This is a genomic window from Gluconobacter sp. P5B12 (assembly GCF_018812035.1).
Lineage (GTDB): Bacteria > Pseudomonadota > Alphaproteobacteria > Acetobacterales > Acetobacteraceae > Gluconobacter.
Genome location: NZ_JACRVV010000009.1, coordinates 19,959 through 39,886 on the forward strand (window position 1 = coordinate 19,959; position 19,928 = coordinate 39,886).

Annotated in this window: 15 protein-coding genes and 2 pseudogenes; 11 read left to right on the forward strand and 6 right to left on the reverse strand. The window is 50.9% G+C overall.

Annotation, left to right across the window (positions count from 1 at the left end):
* Positions 1-396 precede the first annotated feature (396 nt).
* The 3 genes from KP702_RS13550 to KP702_RS13560 are packed head-to-tail and all read right to left on the reverse strand — an operon-like array spanning position 397 to position 3,041.
* Positions 397-1,920, reverse strand: coding sequence for an efflux transporter outer membrane subunit (locus tag KP702_RS13550; RefSeq protein ID WP_215769172.1), 1,524 nt, complete (start codon positions 1,918-1,920; stop codon positions 397-399).
* 2 nt (positions 1,921-1,922) lie between these two features.
* Positions 1,923-2,834 (reverse strand): HlyD family secretion protein, encoded by a 912-nt coding sequence (locus KP702_RS13555; RefSeq protein WP_215764720.1) that lies wholly within the window; start codon positions 2,832-2,834, stop codon positions 1,923-1,925.
* A gap of 12 nt (positions 2,835-2,846) precedes the next feature.
* On the reverse strand, positions 2,847-3,041 hold the full coding sequence (locus tag KP702_RS13560) for a DUF1656 domain-containing protein (RefSeq protein ID WP_215769173.1): 195 nt from the start codon (positions 3,039-3,041) through the stop codon (positions 2,847-2,849).
* 173 nt (positions 3,042-3,214) lie between these two features.
* Here KP702_RS13560 and KP702_RS13565 point away from each other — a divergent pair, with 173 nt between their 5' ends.
* From KP702_RS13565 to KP702_RS13575, 3 genes are read left to right on the forward strand one after another with little or no spacing between them, the layout of a single operon-like run.
* Complete coding sequence (locus KP702_RS13565; RefSeq protein WP_211499657.1) at positions 3,215-3,724, forward strand: MarR family winged helix-turn-helix transcriptional regulator; 510 nt, start codon at positions 3,215-3,217, stop codon at positions 3,722-3,724.
* Positions 3,721-5,724, forward strand: a complete 2,004-nt coding sequence (locus tag KP702_RS13570; protein ID WP_215769174.1) for an FUSC family protein — start codon at positions 3,721-3,723, stop codon at positions 5,722-5,724. The genes KP702_RS13565 and KP702_RS13570 overlap by 4 nt, the downstream gene beginning before the upstream one ends.
* Position 5,725: 1 nt before the next feature.
* Positions 5,726-6,025 carry an EF-hand domain-containing protein gene (locus KP702_RS13575; protein WP_015074840.1) on the forward strand — a complete coding sequence of 100 codons (300 nt, stop codon included), beginning with the start codon at positions 5,726-5,728 and terminating at the stop codon, positions 6,023-6,025.
* Between the two features lie 147 nt (positions 6,026-6,172).
* On the opposite strand, the gene KP702_RS13580 is transcribed toward KP702_RS13575, so the two are convergent.
* Positions 6,173-7,795, reverse strand: coding sequence for an NAD-dependent malic enzyme (locus tag KP702_RS13580; protein ID WP_215769175.1), 1,623 nt, complete (start codon positions 7,793-7,795; stop codon positions 6,173-6,175).
* A 106-nt stretch (positions 7,796-7,901) separates the two neighbouring features.
* Here KP702_RS13580 and KP702_RS13585 point away from each other — a divergent pair, with 106 nt between their 5' ends.
* Together KP702_RS13585 and KP702_RS16595 are read left to right on the forward strand one after the other, a co-directional pair.
* A complete protein-coding gene (locus KP702_RS13585) occupies positions 7,902-8,807 on the forward strand; it encodes a LysR family transcriptional regulator (protein ID WP_215769176.1) in 906 nt (301 codons plus the stop codon).
* Between the two features lie 136 nt (positions 8,808-8,943).
* Positions 8,944-9,451: pseudogene (locus tag KP702_RS16595) on the forward strand (transposase); the annotation flags it as partial.
* A gap of 324 nt (positions 9,452-9,775) precedes the next feature.
* On the opposite strand, the gene KP702_RS16640 reads toward KP702_RS16595, so the two are convergent.
* On the reverse strand, positions 9,776-10,201 hold the full coding sequence (locus KP702_RS16640; RefSeq protein ID WP_252348737.1) for a hypothetical protein: 426 nt from the start codon (positions 10,199-10,201) through the stop codon (positions 9,776-9,778).
* Positions 10,202-10,448: 247 nt separating this feature from the next.
* Here KP702_RS16640 and KP702_RS16645 point away from each other — a divergent pair, with 247 nt between their 5' ends.
* The 3 genes and pseudogenes from KP702_RS16645 (at position 10,449) to KP702_RS13605 (ending at position 14,347) form a co-directional block, all read left to right on the forward strand.
* Complete coding sequence (locus tag KP702_RS16645; protein ID WP_252348738.1) at positions 10,449-11,495, forward strand: Hint domain-containing protein; 1,047 nt, start codon at positions 10,449-10,451, stop codon at positions 11,493-11,495.
* 442 nt (positions 11,496-11,937) lie between these two features.
* Positions 11,938-12,270 carry an SMR family transporter gene (locus KP702_RS13600; protein WP_193391487.1) on the forward strand — a complete coding sequence of 111 codons (333 nt, stop codon included), beginning with the start codon at positions 11,938-11,940 and terminating at the stop codon, positions 12,268-12,270.
* Positions 12,271-13,018: 748 nt separating this feature from the next.
* Positions 13,019-14,347: pseudogene (locus KP702_RS13605) on the forward strand (IS701 family transposase).
* 34 nt (positions 14,348-14,381) lie between these two features.
* On the opposite strand, the gene KP702_RS13610 reads toward KP702_RS13605, so the two are convergent.
* Positions 14,382-15,139, reverse strand: a protein-coding gene (locus tag KP702_RS13610) for an IS5 family transposase (RefSeq protein WP_215769179.1) whose coding sequence is annotated in 2 segments (ribosomal slippage) — positions 14,382-14,818 and positions 14,818-15,139 — 759 coding nt in all. Because the reading frame shifts where the segments join, the coding sequence is not laid out codon by codon here.
* Positions 15,140-15,983: 844 nt separating this feature from the next.
* Here KP702_RS13610 and KP702_RS13615 point away from each other — a divergent pair.
* The 3 genes from KP702_RS13615 to KP702_RS13625 are packed head-to-tail and all read left to right on the forward strand — an operon-like array spanning position 15,984 to position 19,836.
* Complete coding sequence (locus KP702_RS13615; RefSeq protein ID WP_215769180.1) at positions 15,984-17,357, forward strand: protein kinase domain-containing protein; 1,374 nt, start codon at positions 15,984-15,986, stop codon at positions 17,355-17,357.
* Positions 17,357-18,508, forward strand: coding sequence for an ATP-binding domain-containing protein (locus KP702_RS13620; RefSeq protein ID WP_215769181.1), 1,152 nt, complete (start codon positions 17,357-17,359; stop codon positions 18,506-18,508). The genes KP702_RS13615 and KP702_RS13620 overlap by 1 nt, the downstream gene beginning before the upstream one ends.
* Positions 18,505-19,836, forward strand: coding sequence for a hypothetical protein (locus KP702_RS13625; protein WP_215769182.1), 1,332 nt, complete (start codon positions 18,505-18,507; stop codon positions 19,834-19,836). Before KP702_RS13620 ends, KP702_RS13625 begins: the two co-directional genes overlap by 4 nt.
* The last annotated feature ends 92 nt before the right edge of the window (positions 19,837-19,928 follow it).

A 19,928-nucleotide genomic window follows, 5' to 3' on the forward strand; every position in this document is an offset into this window, starting at 1 on the left:
AGCAGAACGTATCCTTTTAAGGGGCAAAAAACGGTCTCAAGCCGATTCCGGAAACCGGGTAGTTTATGGCGAATTGTAATATAAATTTCAAGATCCATGACCGAACGGTTCGGTTTTTTTGATCTTGCAAAAACAGCCTCTCACGATCTGCTGAGATACTCCTGCTTGGAAAACAGTCTTGCGTAAGACGGAGAAATGTTTTCCGCCGCTTCAAACTTTTTAATAGTCGACAGCTTCCAGATTTTAATTTTCCCATTTCCAATGGACCCGACAGGTTTTGGAAAAGACTTATGACTGGCGATATATTTTTCGAGCTTCATGGCAGACCATGCCCATCTTCGAACAAGATCTGACCTCGTGAGGTATTCTGGGGCATATAGCTGGTGATCCATAATATTATTCCGTAAAGGCGCGCGCCAGAGCGTTCTGCTTCCCGATTTCAACTGGCAGACGCGTATCTGTGAGCTGACGTCCCTGCCAGCCAGCGCCCATGGCTGTATAAAGTGCAATAGCATCGCGCAGACGCGCCGTGCGCCCGACAACGGCCTGATCCTGCGTGGTCAGAGCCGTCTGCTCGGTGGTCAGGACATTCAGATATCCTGTCAGACCAGCACCAAACAGCTTCTGAGCCCTGTCACGGGCCAGACCGGAATCCCGTGCAGCATCTTCAAGCTGACTGACCAGTTCATCGTCATGCCGCCAGTCGCCCAGTGAGTCTTCAACTTCCTCGAACGCCTTGAGCACTGTCTTGCGATAGACCAACCGGCTGGCTTCTGCTTCTGCACGGGCCTGAGCAATCTCGGCGGTATAGCGACCACCATGAATGACAGGCAAAGACGCCATCATCATGAAGCTCCAGGCCATACCGCCCATCTGGAACGCCTGATAAGCCGCCGAGGCATTCGGGTTGAACGTCAGCGGGATCATGAACTTTGGATAGAGGTTCGCGACCGCTACACCCACCTGTGCGGTATCAGCAGCATAATGAGCCTCTGCCGCACGAATATCCGGACGATTGGCCAGAACAATCGACGGCAGGGACGCAGGAAATGTCGGAACCGTTGGCAGCGGTTTGCGAACATCCAGCTCCTCTTCCAGCTTGCCGGGCATTTCACCCAGAAGCACGGAAATGGCATGGATCAGTTGCTCTTCCTGAGAATGAAGAGGGGCAAGACGCGAGCGTTCGAGATGCTCTTCGGTCTGCGCCTGTGCCACAGCCAGTGTATTGCCGAGACCGTGCGTGTACAGTTTTTCCGTCAATTCCCGCGAGCGCTGTGCCACATCGATGCTGTGCTCCGTAACGGCCAACCGCTCCTGCACGCCACGGAGTGACACATAATCCGACGCCAGTTCAGACAGCAGCGAAACCAGAATGGCGCGACGGTTTTCAATGGACTCTTCAACCAGCCGCTTGCGCTCTTCCACCTGACGGGAAATATGCCCGAACAGGTCAATTTCCCAGCTTGCACGCGCACCATAGGTTAAAATCGAGGCGTCCGGTCTATTGACCGGATTACCGTTGGCATCCAGAGATCCCGGACGGACCGGCCAGTTATCGACATTGATGGAGTGACGGTCATCGCCACCGCCCATAGCTGCATCAAGCTGCGGATACCACGCTGCCTGAGCCTGCCGACGGACAGCGCGCTCGGACACGATATGCTGGGACGCAATCTGAAGGTCGTAGTTCCCTTTGATAGCCTGCTCGACCAGTTCGTTCAGCATGGGATCGTGGAATTGCGCCCACCAGTCCTTCATGTCCGCTTCCGTGCGGGCAATCTCAGCTGCCGTCACTGAATGGGGCTGCTCTACGAAAGAGTCAGGCACCTTGATCCTGTCTGGCTTGAAATTCGGTCCGACGGTGCAGGCCGTCAGCGACAGACAGGTGCTAAGCGCGAGGGTAAGGAGTTTGCGGGACATGATCAAAGATGATTCTGCAGCCAGGTGGTCAGCTTGCCACGGGCGCCAGGCGTTTCGCGGCCGATCGTGACAGTCGCGGTCATACCGGCCGCGAGAGTGATTTCTGGTGGAACGTTATCCAGTTCCAGACGAACCGGAATACGCTGCGCAAGGCGGACCCATGTGAAAATCGGGTTCACGTCTGGCAGACCAAGACGGTCTGACACGCCATTACGGTCATTAATACCACGACCAATACTGACGACGTGGGCAGGCAGGATCTGCTTGTATCCCATCAGCTTCACACGGGCTTCGTCACCGACATGCACGCCATGCATCTTGGTTTCTTCAAAGTATCCGTTGATCCAGTAACTGTGCGCGTCAATGACAGCCAGACCGGGCTGACCAGCATGAGCATAATCACCAACCCGAAGATTCAGGTTGGTAATGTAACCGTCAACCGGTGAATAAACCGTCGAACGTTGAAGATTGAGCACGGCCGTATTCAATTCGGCCTTCGCTGCATTCACCTTGGCGCGCTGTGTCTCAACATTTGAGTTGAAGTCTTCCTGCTCTTCCGCAGAAACAATGCCACCCAGTCCCATACGGCGCTTGGCGTCCGAAGAGCGGAGCTTCAGATCTTCGTCTGCGCCTGCAAGACGGGCGCGGGCCGCGTCGATATCAAGGCGGAAGCGGACGGGATCGAGAACGAAAAGCGGATCACCGCGATGGACAAACTGGTTATCCACGACGGGGACGGAAACAACGGTTCCGGAAACTTCAGGGGCTGCATCTACGACGTACACACGGACCCGACCATCGCGCGTCCATGGTGCGAGAACGTAAATGTCCCACATGGTCCGACCGAGGCCAATGGCCATCGCCAGGACAATCAGAGTCAGCAGAACGCGGATCACACTGCGGGTCCAATTCATAGCCGACCCCTCCTAGACGTAAAGGATGAGTAGACAGAGAACACAGACATAGAACGCTATTTCAAAGAGGGCGACGTGCCAGAACCAGGTCAGAGCACCGGTCCGCCACAGAATGCTTCTCAACAGCAATGTCACGAACACTGCTGCAACGGCGTAAATTGAGAGGGGTGCGACAAAGACGCCGAAGAGATTGACTTCCGTAAGCATTAGCTCCCCCTTTCCATCGATGAAATATTGCCAGCGTGTTGGTTCACGTCTCACTCATCACACGTCAGCCCCACCAGAACGCCTGAGCCGACAAGATTAAAAAATTTTCCAAACTTGCCCAAAACAAGCTGAAATCTATTTCCTTGGCTTCGTTTGTCATATAAAAAGGTTACATGTCAACAGATGATATGGACTCGGAAATGTCGAAATCTTTTACGGCCGCCTGCCTGGACCAGACGCGCTACCATGATATTTCCTTGACGTTCCACGTCATGCGTCTGGCGACCTTATGGCGCACGCATCTTGACCGGGTTTTGCGACCCAATGGCCTGACGCTGGCGACCATGCGTCCCATGGCCTATCTGATGATCTCGAAAACGCCGCTGACGCAAAGCGATCTCGCTTCTTTGATTGGGGTCGATCGATCCGCTCTGGTCCGTCTGCTTGATGTTCTGGAAGGAGAGGGTCTGGTTATTCGCCAGACGGACACGCAGGACCGACGCCTTAAGATGGTTCTTCTGACCTCTGAGGGTAGGAAACAGTGCAGGCTTTTTCATCGCCTGGCTGCTGACCTGGAAGCAGAACTGACAACCGGATTGTCCATGAGCCAGAAGCTGACCCTGACAAAAGATCTGGATATGATGGAAGCGCTTCTCTCTACTGATCATGGCGCGTCTGTATGACGACCATCGTTCGGAAGAGGCTTTGGTCTCCACAATCATTCTGGTTTTCAGAAGCACGATGGAGCGGGTTTTTAAAAACCACTGCTTTTGCCGTTCGTGTCTGTCTGTCAGTCGGCTTGGCTTTACTGGTAGCATTTGTTGTACAGTTGGACTCTCCGATGAGCACTGTGACAACTGTGGTGATTGTCGCACATCCCATGGTTGGTGCACTCGTTTCCAAAAGCCTTTGGCGCGTTTTGGGAACAGTGTTCGGAGCGGGCTTGAGTGTGGCCATTATGGGCTGTTTTGTTCAGTCCGCCTGGCTTTATTTCGTGGCCTTGGCTCTCATCGTTGGATTAGCCTGCATGACCGCCAGTCTTCTGAGACTGTATCGGGCTTATGCCGCTGTTCTGACGGGATATACAATCATCATTGTCGCATTTTCGTCATTCTCTCATCCTGAGAGCGTCTTCATGTCTGCGATGATGAGATTATCTGACGTGGTCATCGGCGTAGTGAGTACGGCTGTTATTTTTTTGGCGACGTCTCCACGTCGAAGCCAACCCGTTCACAGGGCATTAAATGACGCTTTTCTAGCGGTTCTGGAACACGCAAAATCTTTTCATAGCAGTCTTACGGCTCTCTCTGTCGCTGACGGTTCAGATTTCAGAACGCTTCCTGTTGCACTCTATGATAGCCGTCAGGCCGTATTGAAGAAAATAACGGCTCTGACGCCATTGCTGGAATATGCAGCGTCAGATAATCCCGAAATCAAAGACCATCTTTCAAGCTATAAAATGGCGGTCAATCAAATGGCCGGTGTGATTGCGGGTTATCATCCTCACTGGAGCAACCTGCACCAACCCCATACCCGGTTTTACGAGATCCACGCCTACGCAACACGCATGCTAAAAAACGTGATCGACGGTATAAGAAATCCGTCATGGCGGAACGATCCGGAATCAATATTAAAAACACTCGACCAAGGTATTCAGTCTCTAGAGATATTTGAAGCAGAAGAAATGCTTACAGCCGCCAGCCTTGCGTCTGTGCATAATGTGAAAAATCTTTTGTTGGCATTACGTCGCATCATCGAGGAACTCACAGAGAAAAAAAATCGGGTTCCAATGCGCGTATCTCCTTATCTGGAATGGCCGACAGCGCTCCGTAATGGAGCCAGAGGCATCCTGATCACGCTGCTTGCGACATTCATCTGGTATGTAACAGCGTGGCCGAATGGTCCTATGATGATGATGTATGTCATTGCAGCATCCAGCCTGCTTTCTACGGTGCCCTCAGCATCGAAGGCTAGTATGGCTATGGCAATAGGAACTGTGCTGAGCATACCTGCGACATGGATCTATCATGTTTATGTTCTGCCACTTATTAGCGGATACTGCTTGCTCTGGCTGAGTTTAAGTTTTTTTCTTTTGCCGGGAATTTGGCTACAGTTTCATCCAAAATACAGCATTGGCGCTTTCGGATATGCTGTATTTTTTGCAATACAGTCTCTCGTAACCAATGAAATGGTTTATAATGATATCGCCTTAACAAATACCTGGATGGCCATTATTTGTGGTGCCGTTCTTCTGGTGCTCGTATTTCGGGTCTTTCTTCCTCCAAATCATGAATCTGATGCCAACGCGATTATGAGATCACTACGCAGAAGTGTAAATTTGTTAGCGACATCGTCGTCTCATCATTTACCTTTTGCAGAACAGTGGCAGGGAGATCAAATCCAGAAACTATCGCGATTGGCATTGAAACTGTCATTCCTGAGCCAGAAAGACCGTGCTCGGGACGTCCTGGATCGCGCCTTTTCTTTAGTTTCGCTCGGTAAGCTCATTCTGGAATTACGTCAAAATGCAGAAAATCCGTTCGAGAAAAAAGCCGTACGGATGTTTCTACAAGATGCCATCATAAGACGTCAGGAAATAACCTACGAAGCTTTTGGAAATCGAACCCTGTCAAGTGGTATCGAACAAATACAGTTTATTTTAAAAAATCTTCAGGAGATATAACGTGTCTATCAAATACTGGAGCATTTTATCTTTTGCCTTGGTATCATCATCATGTTCAGCGCAGGTTCAAACGAATGAAAATCAATCTTTTTCGATAGCTGACAAAAATCATGACGGAAGAATTTCTTTCGACGAGTTTGAAATTTATGTTCGGGCTTATCTTCGTGAGAAAAGTAGCTTTGAAGCGTCCGGATTTTCTATGCTATCCCATTCAACGCAAGAGGCAGTGCTAAAAGACCATTTCGACAAAATGGACATCGGACATAAAGGTTATCTCCTTCCCAACGAATGGAAGAGATAGGAAAAATCCTCTGAAAACAAAAATTAGAGTTATTTACCATCCATTAATTTTCTACTAGGAAATATGGTAGTAATGGATGGTAAAAAATAGGGTATAAGGAAATTTTTCTATTAAAGATAATAGATATTCTTTCTATTTTTTTGTCATTCAGTATCCTGGTCGGTAGAGCTTGGCTTCAATCCAGTCCACGATATCCTCGGGTTCAGGAACCTGAGCCAGGCCCGATTTGAAGATTTGACGGGCGACCTTGATGGCCGTGTTGATCTCTACACGCAGGACATCTTTTTGCGGCGGGAAAAGCAGACCGTGGGCCCGTTGCTCCGGTGTGACCTGTTCAGCGGTCGCTCTGGCGGCTTCAAGGAAGACCTCGTCGGTGATGCGTCGTGCCTGTGTTGCCCAGACAGCCAGTGCCACGGCGGGGAAGATATAAAAATTATTGGCCTGGCCGGGGGCTAGCGTCTTGCCATTCAAAGTAACATCATCGAACTGGACACCTGCAGCAAAGAGCGCGCGGCCGTCGGTCCAGCGATAGGCCTGTTCGGCAGTGCATTCCGCCTTGTCGGTGGGATTGGAAAGCGCGAAAATGACGGGCTTGTTGTTGATGCTTGCCATGGTGCGGACGACTTCTTCGGTGAAGCCACCCGCGTTGGTACTGACGCCGATCAGGACAGTAGGCTTAATAGATTTGACGGCTTCTGCAAGATCTTTCGTTGCTGCATGGGAGTGAGCGAACACTTTTTGCGAAGGATTAAGATCCTGCCGCGAGGGTTCGATCAGTCCGTTGATATCCATCATTGAGATACAGGCGCGGGCATCAGTTTCAGAAAGGCCTTCGTCCCGTAGCGCACTCACGATCATATTCGCGATACCGATCCCGGCAGACCCTGCACCGTAGAACAGGATACGCTGTTCTTTCAGCGCCTCATCCTTGATCGCCAGGGCGGTGTCGAGACCCGCGATCGTAATGGCCGCAGTCCCCTGAATGTCGTCATTATAGCAAAGGATCTTGTCACGATATCGCGCCAATAGGCGGATGGCATCGTCTCCTTTCCAGTCCTCAAAATGCAGGCAGCAATGAGGATAAAGCTCTTGAATGGCTGCGACGAGTTCATCAACGAATGCGTCGAGTTCGTCTGACGATGGGGGCGCCTGCCGCAAACCGAGATAGAGTGGATCGTCAATCAATTCCTGATTGGTCGTACCGATATCCAGCAACATCGGCATCAGGCCCTGAGGTGGAATTGCGGCGCAGGCTGTATAGAGTTGCAGCTTACCCACCGGAATGCCCATGCCGTTGGCTCCAATATCTCCGAGCCCTAGAATGCGACCGCCGGAACTGACGCAGATAAAGCGCACATCTTTTTCGGGCCAGTTGGCGAGAATCTCTTTCACATGCCCTTTGTGACGCAACGAAAGATACAGACCTTGTGGTCTCTCAAAGAGACGATTGTACTGAAGGCAGGCATCGGCGATTGTCGGATCGTAAACAATCGGAAGAAAGCGTTTCGGATCGGACATCACAACCTTGAAGAACAGTGTTTCGTTACGCTGTGACAATCCATTCAGATGCAAAAAGCGCTCGAGATCGCTGCTCTTGCTGTCCAGCTGCCACAGGACGCGCTCCATCTGCCGATCAAGGGTTTCGACGGCGTCAGGCAGGAGGCCGAGCGTACCATTCTTGTGCCGCTCCTCATTCGTGAAGGCGGTTTCGCGGTTGTGAACCGCATCCAGAAGGGGAGGGAGTGAAGATGCAGTGCGATCGGACGTCATGTCTGTCTCCATTCATTGATGAACAGACAATGGATGTGCGTTGATGGTGCTGGTAGTCGCATAAAAGGCATTGTATCTGTGTATAAAACGCAAAGATGGCCCCTCAATGCACGATGACGCCGGTGACCTGAGATTTTTCGTACTCCTCGTTGAATCGGGAAATCTGACTGCCGTCGCACGTCATCTCAACGTTTCGGCTGGAGCTTCCAGTCGAAGACTGGCTCGGATGGAGGAGCGGCTTGGCGTACGGCTGGTCACAAGGACATCGAGGCGTTTCGACCTGACGGATGAAGGGCAGACGTTTTATGAGCGTGCTGCAGAGATCATGATTGATATTGAGGCAGCCGAAGCCGAGATCTCCGCCAATCAAAAGGAACTTCGTGGTGTTCTGAGGATTGGAGCACCACTTGAACTGGGACGTCGCCGTTTGGCTGATTTTGTCAGCGAATTCGCCGATCGTTTCCCGAAGCTGCGCGTCCATCTTCTTCTGTCGGATGAAGGGCTGGATGTTGTTAATAGTCGCCTTGACATGGCCATTCGGATTGGCATGCCGAATGAAACGGGGGTTGTCGCGACAAAAATCATGAGCAGTGAACGAGTCATCTGCGCTGCTCCGGCCTATCTTGAGAAATTTGGCATGCCTGCCACTCCTGCCGAATTAAATCGGCATCGTTGTATTTGCCTGATGCGTGGGCATGAGCTGGGAATGCTCGACCGATGGCGGCTGTCTCGTGAAGGAGAAGATCAGGTCGTTGAGGTAACGCCGCATCTATCGACGACGAGCGGCGAAGTGGTGCATGATTGGGCCCTCAAGGGTAAAGGCATCGTGTTCAAAGTCTTGTGGGACGTCGGCGACGACCTGCAATGCGGCAGGTTGGTCCGTCTTTTACCGGAGTACCAAGGGGAGACGATCGGATTGTTTGCAACGATGCCCAGCCGACGCAACGTCCCGCTACGCGTTAGAGCTTTTCTTGATAATCTAAGAGACTTCTTGGCGCCTCCTCAGTCTTGAGCGTATTCGGGGAGGTGAAGAGCGATCAGAAGGGCCGATCGCAAACAGTGCTGTCAGCTGGAAAGTTCTAAAAAACCCCTTGGTTATGATGGGTCCTCGATGATTTACTTTTTTATCTTGTGATGAGGGGGGTTATTTGAAGCAGCCAGATTTCTTTAATGTTGAAAAATGGATTGCTCGACTGAGCAGGCTGGGTAATCAATTCGAAGCATTTTCTCGGACTGTGAATTTTGAAGTGTTCTGCCCTGATCTGGAGATGTCTCTGACCTGTTCAGACGGAAGAAAAGGCGGTCATTTCCCGTTTGATGCAGTGTTGGTATTCAAGATCCTGGTAATCTAGACGTTGTACAATTTTCCTGATGAGCGGACGGCGTATCTGATCAACGATCGCCTGTCGTTCATGCGCTTAATGGGATTGGGGCTGTCGGACCGCGTGCCAGATGCCAAAACAATCTGGTCATTGGGTTCTTGGCTAAAAATTCCATGTCTCCATCAACCGGAAGTTCCGATTCATCTGGAAATGGAAAACGACGGATGCCCCCACCAGTGATGGTGTGCGGTTGAGAGAGGGGCTGCTGGAAAAGACCACTACGGCTTCAACGGTACGGGCAGATACGGTTGATTTCTTGAAAAGCGATGAAGACTCCACAAAAAACAAACGTAGAATTATATTTCCATATCCCATCAGATAATCTAGTAAATAATTTTTTTAATAAATTAGACATAAGAAAACCTGAATAATAAAACAATAAACAAATGTTATTTTATTTACAAACCAGAGAATATTAATATTAATTAATGAACCGAATATGATATTTTTACAGAAACTATACATTCTGTAATTCATCACACATACATCGTTGCTCTTTGAAACATATCGCGTTAAGACGCGTCAACGATAAATTAACGAGAGGATAAAAGATGTCGCTGATATATGGATACAACCATACTGTCACGAAAAGCGGGAGTTACACTCTTGTTCCAGCTTTGCCTGTCCTTGGACTCGTATCGATTGGCGGAGCGAGCGCTAATTTTTCAGGCAAAAACGTCAATGCTTCCGTCAATTTTTCTCCCTCATTAATTTCCCTCGCAAACCCTTGGAGTGTCACCTCAAGCAACAACGCCTTTGTTACAGTAACTGGATTGACTGGTGGCGTTGTCAATGCATTGACTGGTGCGACATTCACAGCAGATGGAGGCACCATTTCCATGGATAGTGCCTCGACGATATCAGCCCTTTCTGGTTCGACGTATAATATCTCTTCTGGCGGAAAGCTGATTCTGAATTCAGTACAGAACCAGGCTGCGATTTCTGCCTTAAGTGGATCCAAAGTCGCTTTCGGAAAAGGTGGTGGTACACTTCTGATTAACCCAGGGAGTAATGTATCCGTCATTTCTTTTCAAAGTATATCAGGATTTGGAAACGCAGGATCAACCATAGAAATTCCTGGCGCAACAAAGGTTGTTTCCGTTTCAAAGAACGGAAATAGCACGAATATCGTTACAGATAATGGAAAAACAATCACGGTATCGGGAGATTTTTATGACTATGGAAAAAATAATAATTTATTCCAGTCATATCAGGATGGAAATTTATTCATTAGTTCGACCCCGTTAAATAATACAAGTCAGAACGGGGTCTTGGTTTGCTTTCTGAGGGATTCTATTATTTCTGTCCCCAATGGAAAAAAAGCCGTGCAGGATATCGTCATGGGTGACGAAGTCCTCTGTTGTAAAGACGGGGTGATATATACAGATATCGTCACGTGGGCGGGACATGCGCATTGTACGGTGCGGCCGTATCTTCCATTGGATCAGGCGGGCTATCCCGTCCGTATTCTGAAGGACGCAGTATCCTACGGCGTACCGTTCAAGGATATGCTCATCACAGCCGAGCATTGTCTGTTTTTTGATGGAAAATTCGTTCCGGCCCGTATGCTCGTAAATGGTCGTTCGATCTTCTATGACACGTCGATAACCTCTTACGATTACTATCACATCGAAACTGAAGAACATTCAGTTATCATGGCGGATGGTATGCTGACTGAGAGTTATCTTGACACTGGAAATCGTAGTGCGTTTCGGCAGGCTGGAGAGGTCGTGTCTCTGACACCTTCCCGTAATCTGTCCTGGGAGGATGCAGCAGCGTCTTTGACCGTAGACCGTGATCTTGTCGAACCCCTCTTCCGTCAGATTGAGACACGAGCTGTTCACCTCAATTCTCCTCTTATGACTGATACTCTCTCCCTGACGCAGGAGAACGATCTTCACCTTGTCACAGATACCGGTGCAACGCTCCGCCCGATCCGTAAGAATAATGATCGGATTATGTTCATGATTCCGGCTGGTGTTGAAAACGTTCGGATTGTTTCAAATGCAAGCCGTCCGTGTGATGTTGTCGGACCGTTCGTGGATGACCGCCGTATGCTCGGCCTGCTGGTTGGCGACGTCCAGCTTTTCGAGGGAAACGCGACGAAGACCCTGACATCTCATCTGCAGGACATCGATCTGTCCGGATGGAATAATGTCGAGGACGGCATGTCCCGCTGGACAAACGGAAGCGCGCTCTTGCCTCTTGGGACCCGGCCGATTGGAAGTATTGCTCTCATGGCGCTTCAGGTTCACGCTTCGGGACCATATCTGGCCTCAGGCGCTGAAGCTGCTGACCTGCACGCTCTACAGGCTTGACGTGACACCAACCCAGCGTCAGTAAACGCTGGGTTGGCACTACATTTGCGTTTTCTTGAGAATTCTGAATCTATGGGCAACCATAATTTGGAACGAGATGAGTGGCACGGCTGGCACCATCATGTCACGCTGGCCATGCTCACATGAACGATGATGGCCGCCGTGTGCTCCCGGGCCAACGCGCTCAAAATAAAGCCCACTGCCAACACGCAGGAGCTCATCCGATGGTCGATCCATGAAATCCGCCGTCGCATCGTGAAGATCATCCAGGCCCGAATTCAGATCACATACATCAGGTCGCAACATATCTCTCACATTTTAAAACGAAAGCGCAACTGTATTACCAGATACAGAACCCATTAATATGAAGGCTGAATAAATGGGTTATTTTTCGGGTTCTTAAGAGGGGCTTTTGTTCTAAGGTAGCCAGGACTATTATAACATTATGAGTTATCTCTATCTCAGCATTGCCATCATTGCGGAAGTCATCGCAACCTCGCTTCTCAAGGCCTCTGAGGGATTCACACGTTTCATCCCGACAGTCATTCTCGGTGTCGGCTATCTTTTTGCGTTTTATTGTCTTTCGATGGCTCTCAGAGAGATTCCAACCGGGATTGCGTATGCAATATGGTCTGGTGTGGGAATTGTCCTTGTTGCCGTGATCGCTTGGGTCTTTCAGGGACAGAGCATTGATCTTCCGGGCATAATTGGAATGGTTTTGATTATCGCAGGTGTACTAATGATGAACCTCTTCTCAACAACAACAGGGCATTAAGGAGCCATTCGGAGCGCCTGAAACAGCTTCAGATCCTATACAACATTTTGTCTCGATAACCTCCAAGAGAAGGAGACTAAAGCTGGTAGCAATAGATATGGTAATCAATTCATACTGTAATTATAATGCATAATTTCGTCATCATTAACTCCATACACGCATTCTAATTTAGATAAATAACTCTTTATTTTATTGTATTTGTCATTTCTTATCCCTCCAATAACTATAGAATTTATATTTTTCATATTATATATAATATTGATTTTATTTTTATATAAAAATTTATCGATCTTTATATTGCATTCACTGCTTTTATCATAAAATATAATGAGTTTTTTTTCATCTTTATGATTAGTATGGCACGAAGATAACAATATAAATGAAATAATAAATAAGCGCAGTGTCATTGGGGGATGTATCCTATCAGAGTTATTGATTGCGTATAGAACATAAATTCTGTATATTTTATCGATATTAGGAATAAATAATTTATTATTATGTTAAATTTTCTTATGTATTGAATTAATATATCCGCTCCCGCTTTTTGGATGCCGTACATCAAACATTCCTCATTTTGGATGGTAAGCGACCTCACGTCAAATGCAAGTCACACGTACTACAATAATACTTCAGAAAAATGTCAAACCATCAGCGTAGCCGGGCCTAGCACTACTTTGGCAGAAGCATGATTTTTAGGATTCCCATGGGGCTGATTGCGTGATTCATGGGGAGCCAGCTTTGACGGAGGCTGGCATTGGAAGAAGACTGGCAAGCGGATCTTGAGCAATGGCTCGCCCCATATCTGGATGGTCTGGGCAACAAGACGCGGCGTAAAATGTGCCCGGCCTATATCGCAGGTCTGATTGGGCCAGGAGATCGCAAGAGCATCCAACCCATGGCCGCACGCTCGGATGCGGTCCCCTATGACCGGCTGCATCATTTCATCGGAGCCGGGCTTTGGGACAAAGCTCCACTGGAAGCGACCTTATGGAAACAGGCGGATGACCTGGTTGGTGGCAACGGATCCTGGCTGATCATCGATGACACCGCCTTGCCGAAGAAGGGCAAATCCTCTGTTGGCGTTGCGCCCCAATACGCAACCGCACCAGGCAAGAATGCAAACTGCCAGACAATGGTCTCTGTGACACTGGCTTCGGGTGAAGTTCCGCTGATGCTGAGTCTGCGGTTGTTCCTGCCGGAAAGCTGGACAGGCGACGTCGCGCGCATGGATAAGGCAGGCGTACCTCGTGCCTTACAGGACTACCGTACGAAGCCTGAGATCGCGCTTGAGGAAATTGATCGCGTCATCGCAGCGGGTGTCCGCTTCGGCTGCGTGCTGGCCGATGCGGGTTACGGGTTGTCAGCTCCGTTTCGGCAGGCATTGACCGCACGTAGTCTTTGCTGGGCTGTCGGTATTCCCCGACACCAAAAGGTCTACCCCGCCGATGTTCAACTGATCTTCCCGGTTACAGGTCGCGGCCGTTCACGAGTGCGCCACGTCCCTAATGTCACGTCCGTGGCGGCGCACACCATGCTCGAAGGGACGAAGTGGTGGCAGGTCAGTTGGCGTAAGGGAACGAAGGGACGCCTGACGGCTCGTTTTGCGGCCATACGCGTACGCATCGCAGATGGTGCCCCCCAGCGGATCGGCTCTGCTGGAGCCCAGCACATGCCAGGCGAAGAAGCCTGGCTGGTGGGGGAGCATCGCTCGAATGGCGAACGAAAATACTACCTTTCGAACTTACCGGCCGAGACACCAATCAAGGTTCTGGCTGGCGCGATCAAAGCGCGCTGGATATGCGAACAGGCCCATCAGCAACTCAAAGAGGAGTTGGGGCTGGATCACTTCGAGGGACGATCCTGGACCGGACTTCACCGCCATGCCTTGATGTCGATGATGGCCTACGCCTTCCTGCAGTCCCGCAGACTCGCTCAGGTGGGACGAAAAAAAAAGAGCCTCCGGACCGCCACCGCAACCCAGTCTGCCAGCAGTGCGCCAGGCCATTCTTGACCGCATAGCTCGTTCACCACCAACACATTGCCCTCATTGCGGATGGATATTCAACAGACACCCTAACTCAATTCTGCCAAAGTAGTGCTAGGCTCAGGACTCATAGCCAGAAGATGACGGTTGCGGCGAGGCAGATGGCTGAGAAGAAGACACTCGAGCATCTGTCATAGCGGGTTGCGACCCTTCGCCAGTCCTTGAGCCTTCCGAACATAATCTCGATGCGGTTGCGACGTTTGTATTTTCTCTTGTCGTATCTGACTGGTTTTCCGCGGGATCTTCGCCCCGGAATGCAGGGTCTGATCCCTTTTTCCTCCAAGGCATCCCGGAACCAGTCGGCGTCATAACCTCGGTCCGCCAGCATCCATTGTGCGGCAGGAAGACTGTCCAGCAGAGCAGCGGCACCGGTATAATCGCTGACCTGTCCCGCCGTCATGAAGAAGCTCAGCGGTCGTCCGTTCTGATCCGTGATCGCATGCAGCTTGGTGTTCATGCCCCCTTTAGTGCGTCCGATCAGGCGGCCTGGATCCCCTTTTTTAACCGCAGGCTTGAAGCCGTGCGGTGCGCTTTGAGATACGTCGCATCAATCATGATGGTCCGGGACTCGGCTTTCGCAGCAGACAGGCCATCCATCATCCGCATGAAAATACCCATGTCGCCCCAGCGCTTCCAGCGATTATAGAGCGTCTTGTGCGGACCGTATTCCCGGGGTGCGTCACGCCAGCGCAGGCCATTGCGGTTCACGAAAATGATCCCGCTCAACACGCGGCGGTCATCAACGCGAGGTTTGCCGTGGCTCTTTGGGAAAAAGGGCCGCAGACGATCCATCTGTTCATCCGTCAGCCAAAACAAGTCGCTCATCTTCAGTCTCCTTGCAGAGCCTGAATCAGATTTCCGTAATCAAATCAATGGGTCCTGAGCCTAAGCTCTTTTTAGCCCTCTTCTACGGAACTTCTGGGACTGTCTTTTGTCATTGTAACACGTGATAATATCCTCTTACCGTACTAAAAAAAAGCCGGATAATGGCGGGTATAGCAGAAAAGCTTCTATGTGACGCGCGCACCAAAATTCTTACGATCTTGGCATTAAGTTACCCCAATTCGTCCAAAAGGTAATTCTCCGTCTTTTTTCTAAATAATGCCCCTTTTTCCTGACCTATGTCCGTTAATTCCTATTATCGGACATAGGGGGTGAGACACAAAAAAGACCCACAAAGATCTATTCGAGGCGTGTTCCACAGACGCCATGCAACGACAAAGTCTGCTCCCGGAAAGACAGCCTGATCGTCTCTGGCCCTCTTTGCGAGAGACATTCCAACTCACGCAGGTCTGTAACTATTCTGAGGCTCGCGGCTGACTTGGGGGGGAGATCGGACTGGCCGTTTTGGGGCCATGCTGAGATAAACGAGCTTTCGTTGCCCGCTTCGGCATGAAAGCTTCACGCTCAAAATTTCGCTGTTTTATGGCACCTTCTCGCTTCCAAAGTCGACATCAGGTCATGAGACCAAATCGGGAAAGAGAAGAAAGATGCAGAACGGGCGCAGCAAGCATGCGAGAATTAACAGGCGAAACGTATAACGCTTGACGACGCCCTGTGCTGCCGCGAAGTTGTTGGCTGGGAAATCGGTGCTCGGCCTGTTTTTTATTTCCGCTGAAGTAGTTAGGTCAATTAGCACTGAGTTCGGCTCAGCAGACGGAGAGGAAGTGTGGACGGGATCAAGGCCAGAGAATGGGAAGTCAAATTTCGTGGCAAAGAAATAGATGGTTGGGTTATCGAATCACTGATTGATCACGGAAAATCTGCGGCAGTCTTCAAGGCGATTAGTGCGTCGGCTGATAAATTTGCAGCGCTCAAGATTTTTGATGACGAACTCATTCAGCGCTACGGAGACGAATCTCAGCTCGAGCGAATTCATCGCGAGCTCGGTCTCATCGGTAAGCATCATCCCAACATGGTTTCCATACTTGGGGGTGGAATCCACGCTGCTTCCAAGAACCACTACATCATCATGGAGTATCTCGACGGGCCGAGCCTCAGCAAATGCTTGGGCACCGTTCCGTCTGCAAATATCCCAGCTCTAATCGAGCAGCTTGTTTCGGCATGTGAATTCCTCGAAGCGCAGGGTCTTGCACATCGCGATATCAAACCCGCAAATATCGTGCTCCTCGACGAGTTTACGCGCCTAGTCCTTCTCGATTTTGGCGTCCTAAAGCCTGTCGGGGAAGTTGGACTGACCGATGTCGACGGGCAGAAATTATTCGTTGGTACCCTTCAGTACAGCTCCCCAGAATTTTTACTTCGAGTGGAAATGGACAGCGAGGAAGGTTGGCACGCACTGTCTATGTATCAGGTCGGGGCGGTCTTGCACGATCTGATCATGCGGCGCCCGCTTTTTGAGGGGTTCGTCCATCCCTATGCGGCGCTTGTTAACGCCGTTCAGCACGAACAGCCCAACATATCATGCGAAACCGTTCCCTCCTACTTGGTCGACGCCTGCCGCATGGCATTGGTGAAGGACCCCGCTAAGCGACTTTTGCTCGCGAATTGGAATACCTTCCGGCCGCCGGTTGTGACCACGGTGGCGGACGATGCGCGCCAGCGCATTGTAAAGCGGCGTCTGCTCGCCGAAGCGCAGTCCGAACCGGCAGCAGATCCTGGTCCAGCCTCGGCAGAGCTACTCGAAACGGTGATTGAGGGGTTGAAGGTTGAACTACGTCGAATCCGCCAAGTCAACTACACTATCATGCCGCCGCTCATAATCACGAGAGGTGCCAGACGCGCACCAATGCTAAAAGTCGAAATCGGAGCGTCTTGCGAGTTTAAGCTTGCAAACACCGTGTATATCGAAATCCGCGTGGATGTGGTAGATGTCGATGCACAGGCAGTGCATTTGACGGCCAGCGCCCAAATTGCCGGAGAGACGGGCGAGCCAACCGCAGATCCTATCACCATTTTCAAAGGGTCCTACAATTCCGCTGCTTTCGGCGAACGGCTCGAGGCCGCCCTGATAGTTGGCCTTGATCAGGCACAGGCCGGCATCGCGGGAGAATTAAATCTTGCAGGTGTGGAGGGCGATTGATGGAAGCTTCATGGTGGAAAAATCTCGGGGACCTCGACGACGATCAGCAAAAGGCGATTGCGCTCGATCCCGACGAGGATCACCTAATCGTGGGTCCACCGGGTTGTGGTAAAACCAACATTCTTCTACTTCGTGCCAGTTATCTTTATCGAAAGCGGGTGGCGAACATCAAGGTTCTTGCTTTCGGGCGGGTGCTCAAGGAGTTCATATCGGCGGGAACCGAGCATTATCCGTTCGCTGCAGATAAAGTTCAGACTTTCGCACACTGGGCCTATGAAGTGCTTGGGGCAAACGGCATCCAGATAAAAGAAAGCGATGATTTCGATCAGGTCAGGGACAGCTTGTTTGAGGGGCTCGCGAGGGTCGCCGAAAAGGGCGCGCCAGAAAATATATTCGACGTGATTTTGCTCGATGAGGTGCAGGATTATTCGGCAGACGAAATTGAGGTGATCCGCTCCTTCGGCACGAGATTGTTTGCAGTAGGAGACAATAATCAGCGGATCACCGACAAATTCGGAGCACTGCAACGGCTGGAGGAACTGGGCGCTACCCGAACCGATCTACGGCATCATTATCGCAATGGTATCAAGATCTGTCGCGTAGCGGACGGGATCAAGAACCTGTTGGATGACACTGCAGGGATGGAAGCGACCTCGAACTATGATGAGACCACTTTCCCCTCGACCGTAGAAGTAATCGGCGGATTGTCGCTCGTCGATCAGGTCGCTGCGGCGATTCCTCGCATTAAGACCCAGCTGCAGGCTTATCCGGGAGAGATGATCGGGATACTCTGCCCGCGGGTAGTAGAGCTGAACGAGGTAGTTGAACTTCTGAAACAGAGCGACATCGCTGGCGAAATGCAGGTACAGCGTGCGGGCGCCTATGGCGTGATCGCCTTAGGTCGGCCGGTCGTCGTGACCACGGTGCAGGGTGCGAAAGGCCTAGAATTTCGTGTGGTGCATATGTTCTCTGCAGAAAAGCTCAAGCGATACCAGACACAGAGAAATCTGACTTACACAGCTGTTACCCGCGCCAAGACGACACTCGTTGTTTACAATGCGGAGAGTCTCGCAGGCTATTTCGAAAATGGCCTCAATGCCTGCAAGATCACAAGGCCAATCGAGCCAAATTTAAAGGACCTCTTTCTATGATCAAAACTGAAAGGATCCGGCTCAATCGGGAAGACTTCGTCCGCTGGCTTGGACCGGCCTTGTCCGGCGACATACTCAAGCCAGAAAAGTCGAGTTTTGGTGCAGAAAAGTCGAGTGATGTCTTCTTGATTTTCGATGGAAACAGACTTGGCGCGGCGCCTATAATCTGCGTGCTGCAAGCGCAGATGCTGGATCTGTACGCATTCCTTGCCACCTATACAAAAGTGAGCCCGTTTTCCGCCTTTTTTCGGATTCTTCCTCTTGAACGGATATCGGTCGTGGAGCAACCGCAGGGCGTCTCGCCGAGCGGCGCTATAATAGCGAAGTGCGTTGCTGGCGCCGCGATGGCGGAAGCTTGGGTCGCATCCGCTCGTGAATCCGAGAGATCCAACAACGTCTTGCCGATGCTGCTTGCCTCGCTTTCGTCCTCACTTGGACAGGCGGCGCTCGCGCAATATGATGAAGCTACATTGAACTGGGTGCTCGACGAATGGGTCGAGTTGCACAAGCGACAAGACGATCTTTTCCGTAATCAGGATGTGGAGGGCGCAAGCAGAGCTTGGAAAGTCATGCGCTCGGCAATTCTGTCGCATAGTGACCGATCCTCCCAAGATCGCAGAGAGATCGTGGAATTTTTATCGCTTGCTATCGCGCACGGATCGATCCGGCCCGAGATGCTCAGTCGGCTGACCGCCTTGTCTCGCGGCGTCGATCTAATAGCGCTGATTGCTGCATCACGGGAAGAACGGATCAATCGCTTTAACGAGGTCATGGAGGATCTCCGGAGCCGTAGCGATCGTGGCATGTGCTCAGAGTTCATCGGCGGATTGATGCTGGCAATAGCGGGGAACGGCTCGTTCGAATTCTTACGATCGGCACGCGAATTCGACGGCTGGCTCAATGGCGCGGTGACCTGGTTCGGGATTTGCGCTGCGCTGTTCGAAGAGAGCAATGTCCTGACTTACGGCAATTCCGCGGGAAGGCGGATTGTTCGTGATATTCTGCGGCGCGATGCGCCCTTTGCTGCCCCGACCGCTGATATAAATTCCAGCGAGTATAAGTTTTTTGCGCCCGGTGAAGCCTTCGAACTCCCTGCGCATGCGAGCAACTCCCTCAACGTCGAGTTGCTTCCTAATGTCATCAGCCGGGTTACCATAGCTGCTCCACCATATGACGATCGTCGACGAGATGAGGTCGAAATGTTGGTAAGAAGCTTAGATGAGGCGGGCTACCTGATCGACCGGGCACGCCGTCTCGCGCACGGTTCTGCCAACGGCGATCGACAAGGGACTCTATACAAACAATCGCGAAAGGGGAGGCTAAGATAGTGACTGACCTTTTGCTTTCAGGCGGCACACAGAGTCGGGCGCTTATCAGGCCGCTAGTACTTACACGGAATGCTGGTTTTGCGGCGTGAAAT

What these genes read in the sequence shown, in the direction of transcription:
- KP702_RS13625 (WP_215769182.1), top strand. Translation starts at nt 18,505, where the DNA reads ATGATCAAAACTGAAAGGATCCGGCTCAATCGGGAAGACTTCGTCCGC.
- KP702_RS13560 (WP_215769173.1), bottom strand. Translation starts at nt 3,041, where the DNA reads ATGCTTACGGAAGTCAATCTCTTCGGCGTCTTTGTCGCACCCCTCTCA.
- KP702_RS13585 (WP_215769176.1), top strand. Translation starts at nt 7,902, where the DNA reads ATGCACGATGACGCCGGTGACCTGAGATTTTTCGTACTCCTCGTTGAA.
- KP702_RS13570 (WP_215769174.1), top strand. Translation starts at nt 3,721, where the DNA reads ATGACGACCATCGTTCGGAAGAGGCTTTGGTCTCCACAATCATTCTGG.
- KP702_RS13580 (WP_215769175.1), bottom strand. Translation starts at nt 7,795, where the DNA reads ATGACGTCCGATCGCACTGCATCTTCACTCCCTCCCCTTCTGGATGCG.
- KP702_RS13565 (WP_211499657.1), top strand. Translation starts at nt 3,215, where the DNA reads ATGTCAACAGATGATATGGACTCGGAAATGTCGAAATCTTTTACGGCC.
- KP702_RS16640 (WP_252348737.1), bottom strand. Translation starts at nt 10,201, where the DNA reads ATGACGGATACATTACTCCCTGGGTTAATCAGAAGTGTACCACCACCT.
- KP702_RS13620 (WP_215769181.1), top strand. Translation starts at nt 17,357, where the DNA reads ATGGAAGCTTCATGGTGGAAAAATCTCGGGGACCTCGACGACGATCAG.
- KP702_RS13555 (WP_215764720.1), bottom strand. Translation starts at nt 2,834, where the DNA reads ATGAATTGGACCCGCAGTGTGATCCGCGTTCTGCTGACTCTGATTGTC.
- KP702_RS13550 (WP_215769172.1), bottom strand. Translation starts at nt 1,920, where the DNA reads ATGTCCCGCAAACTCCTTACCCTCGCGCTTAGCACCTGTCTGTCGCTG.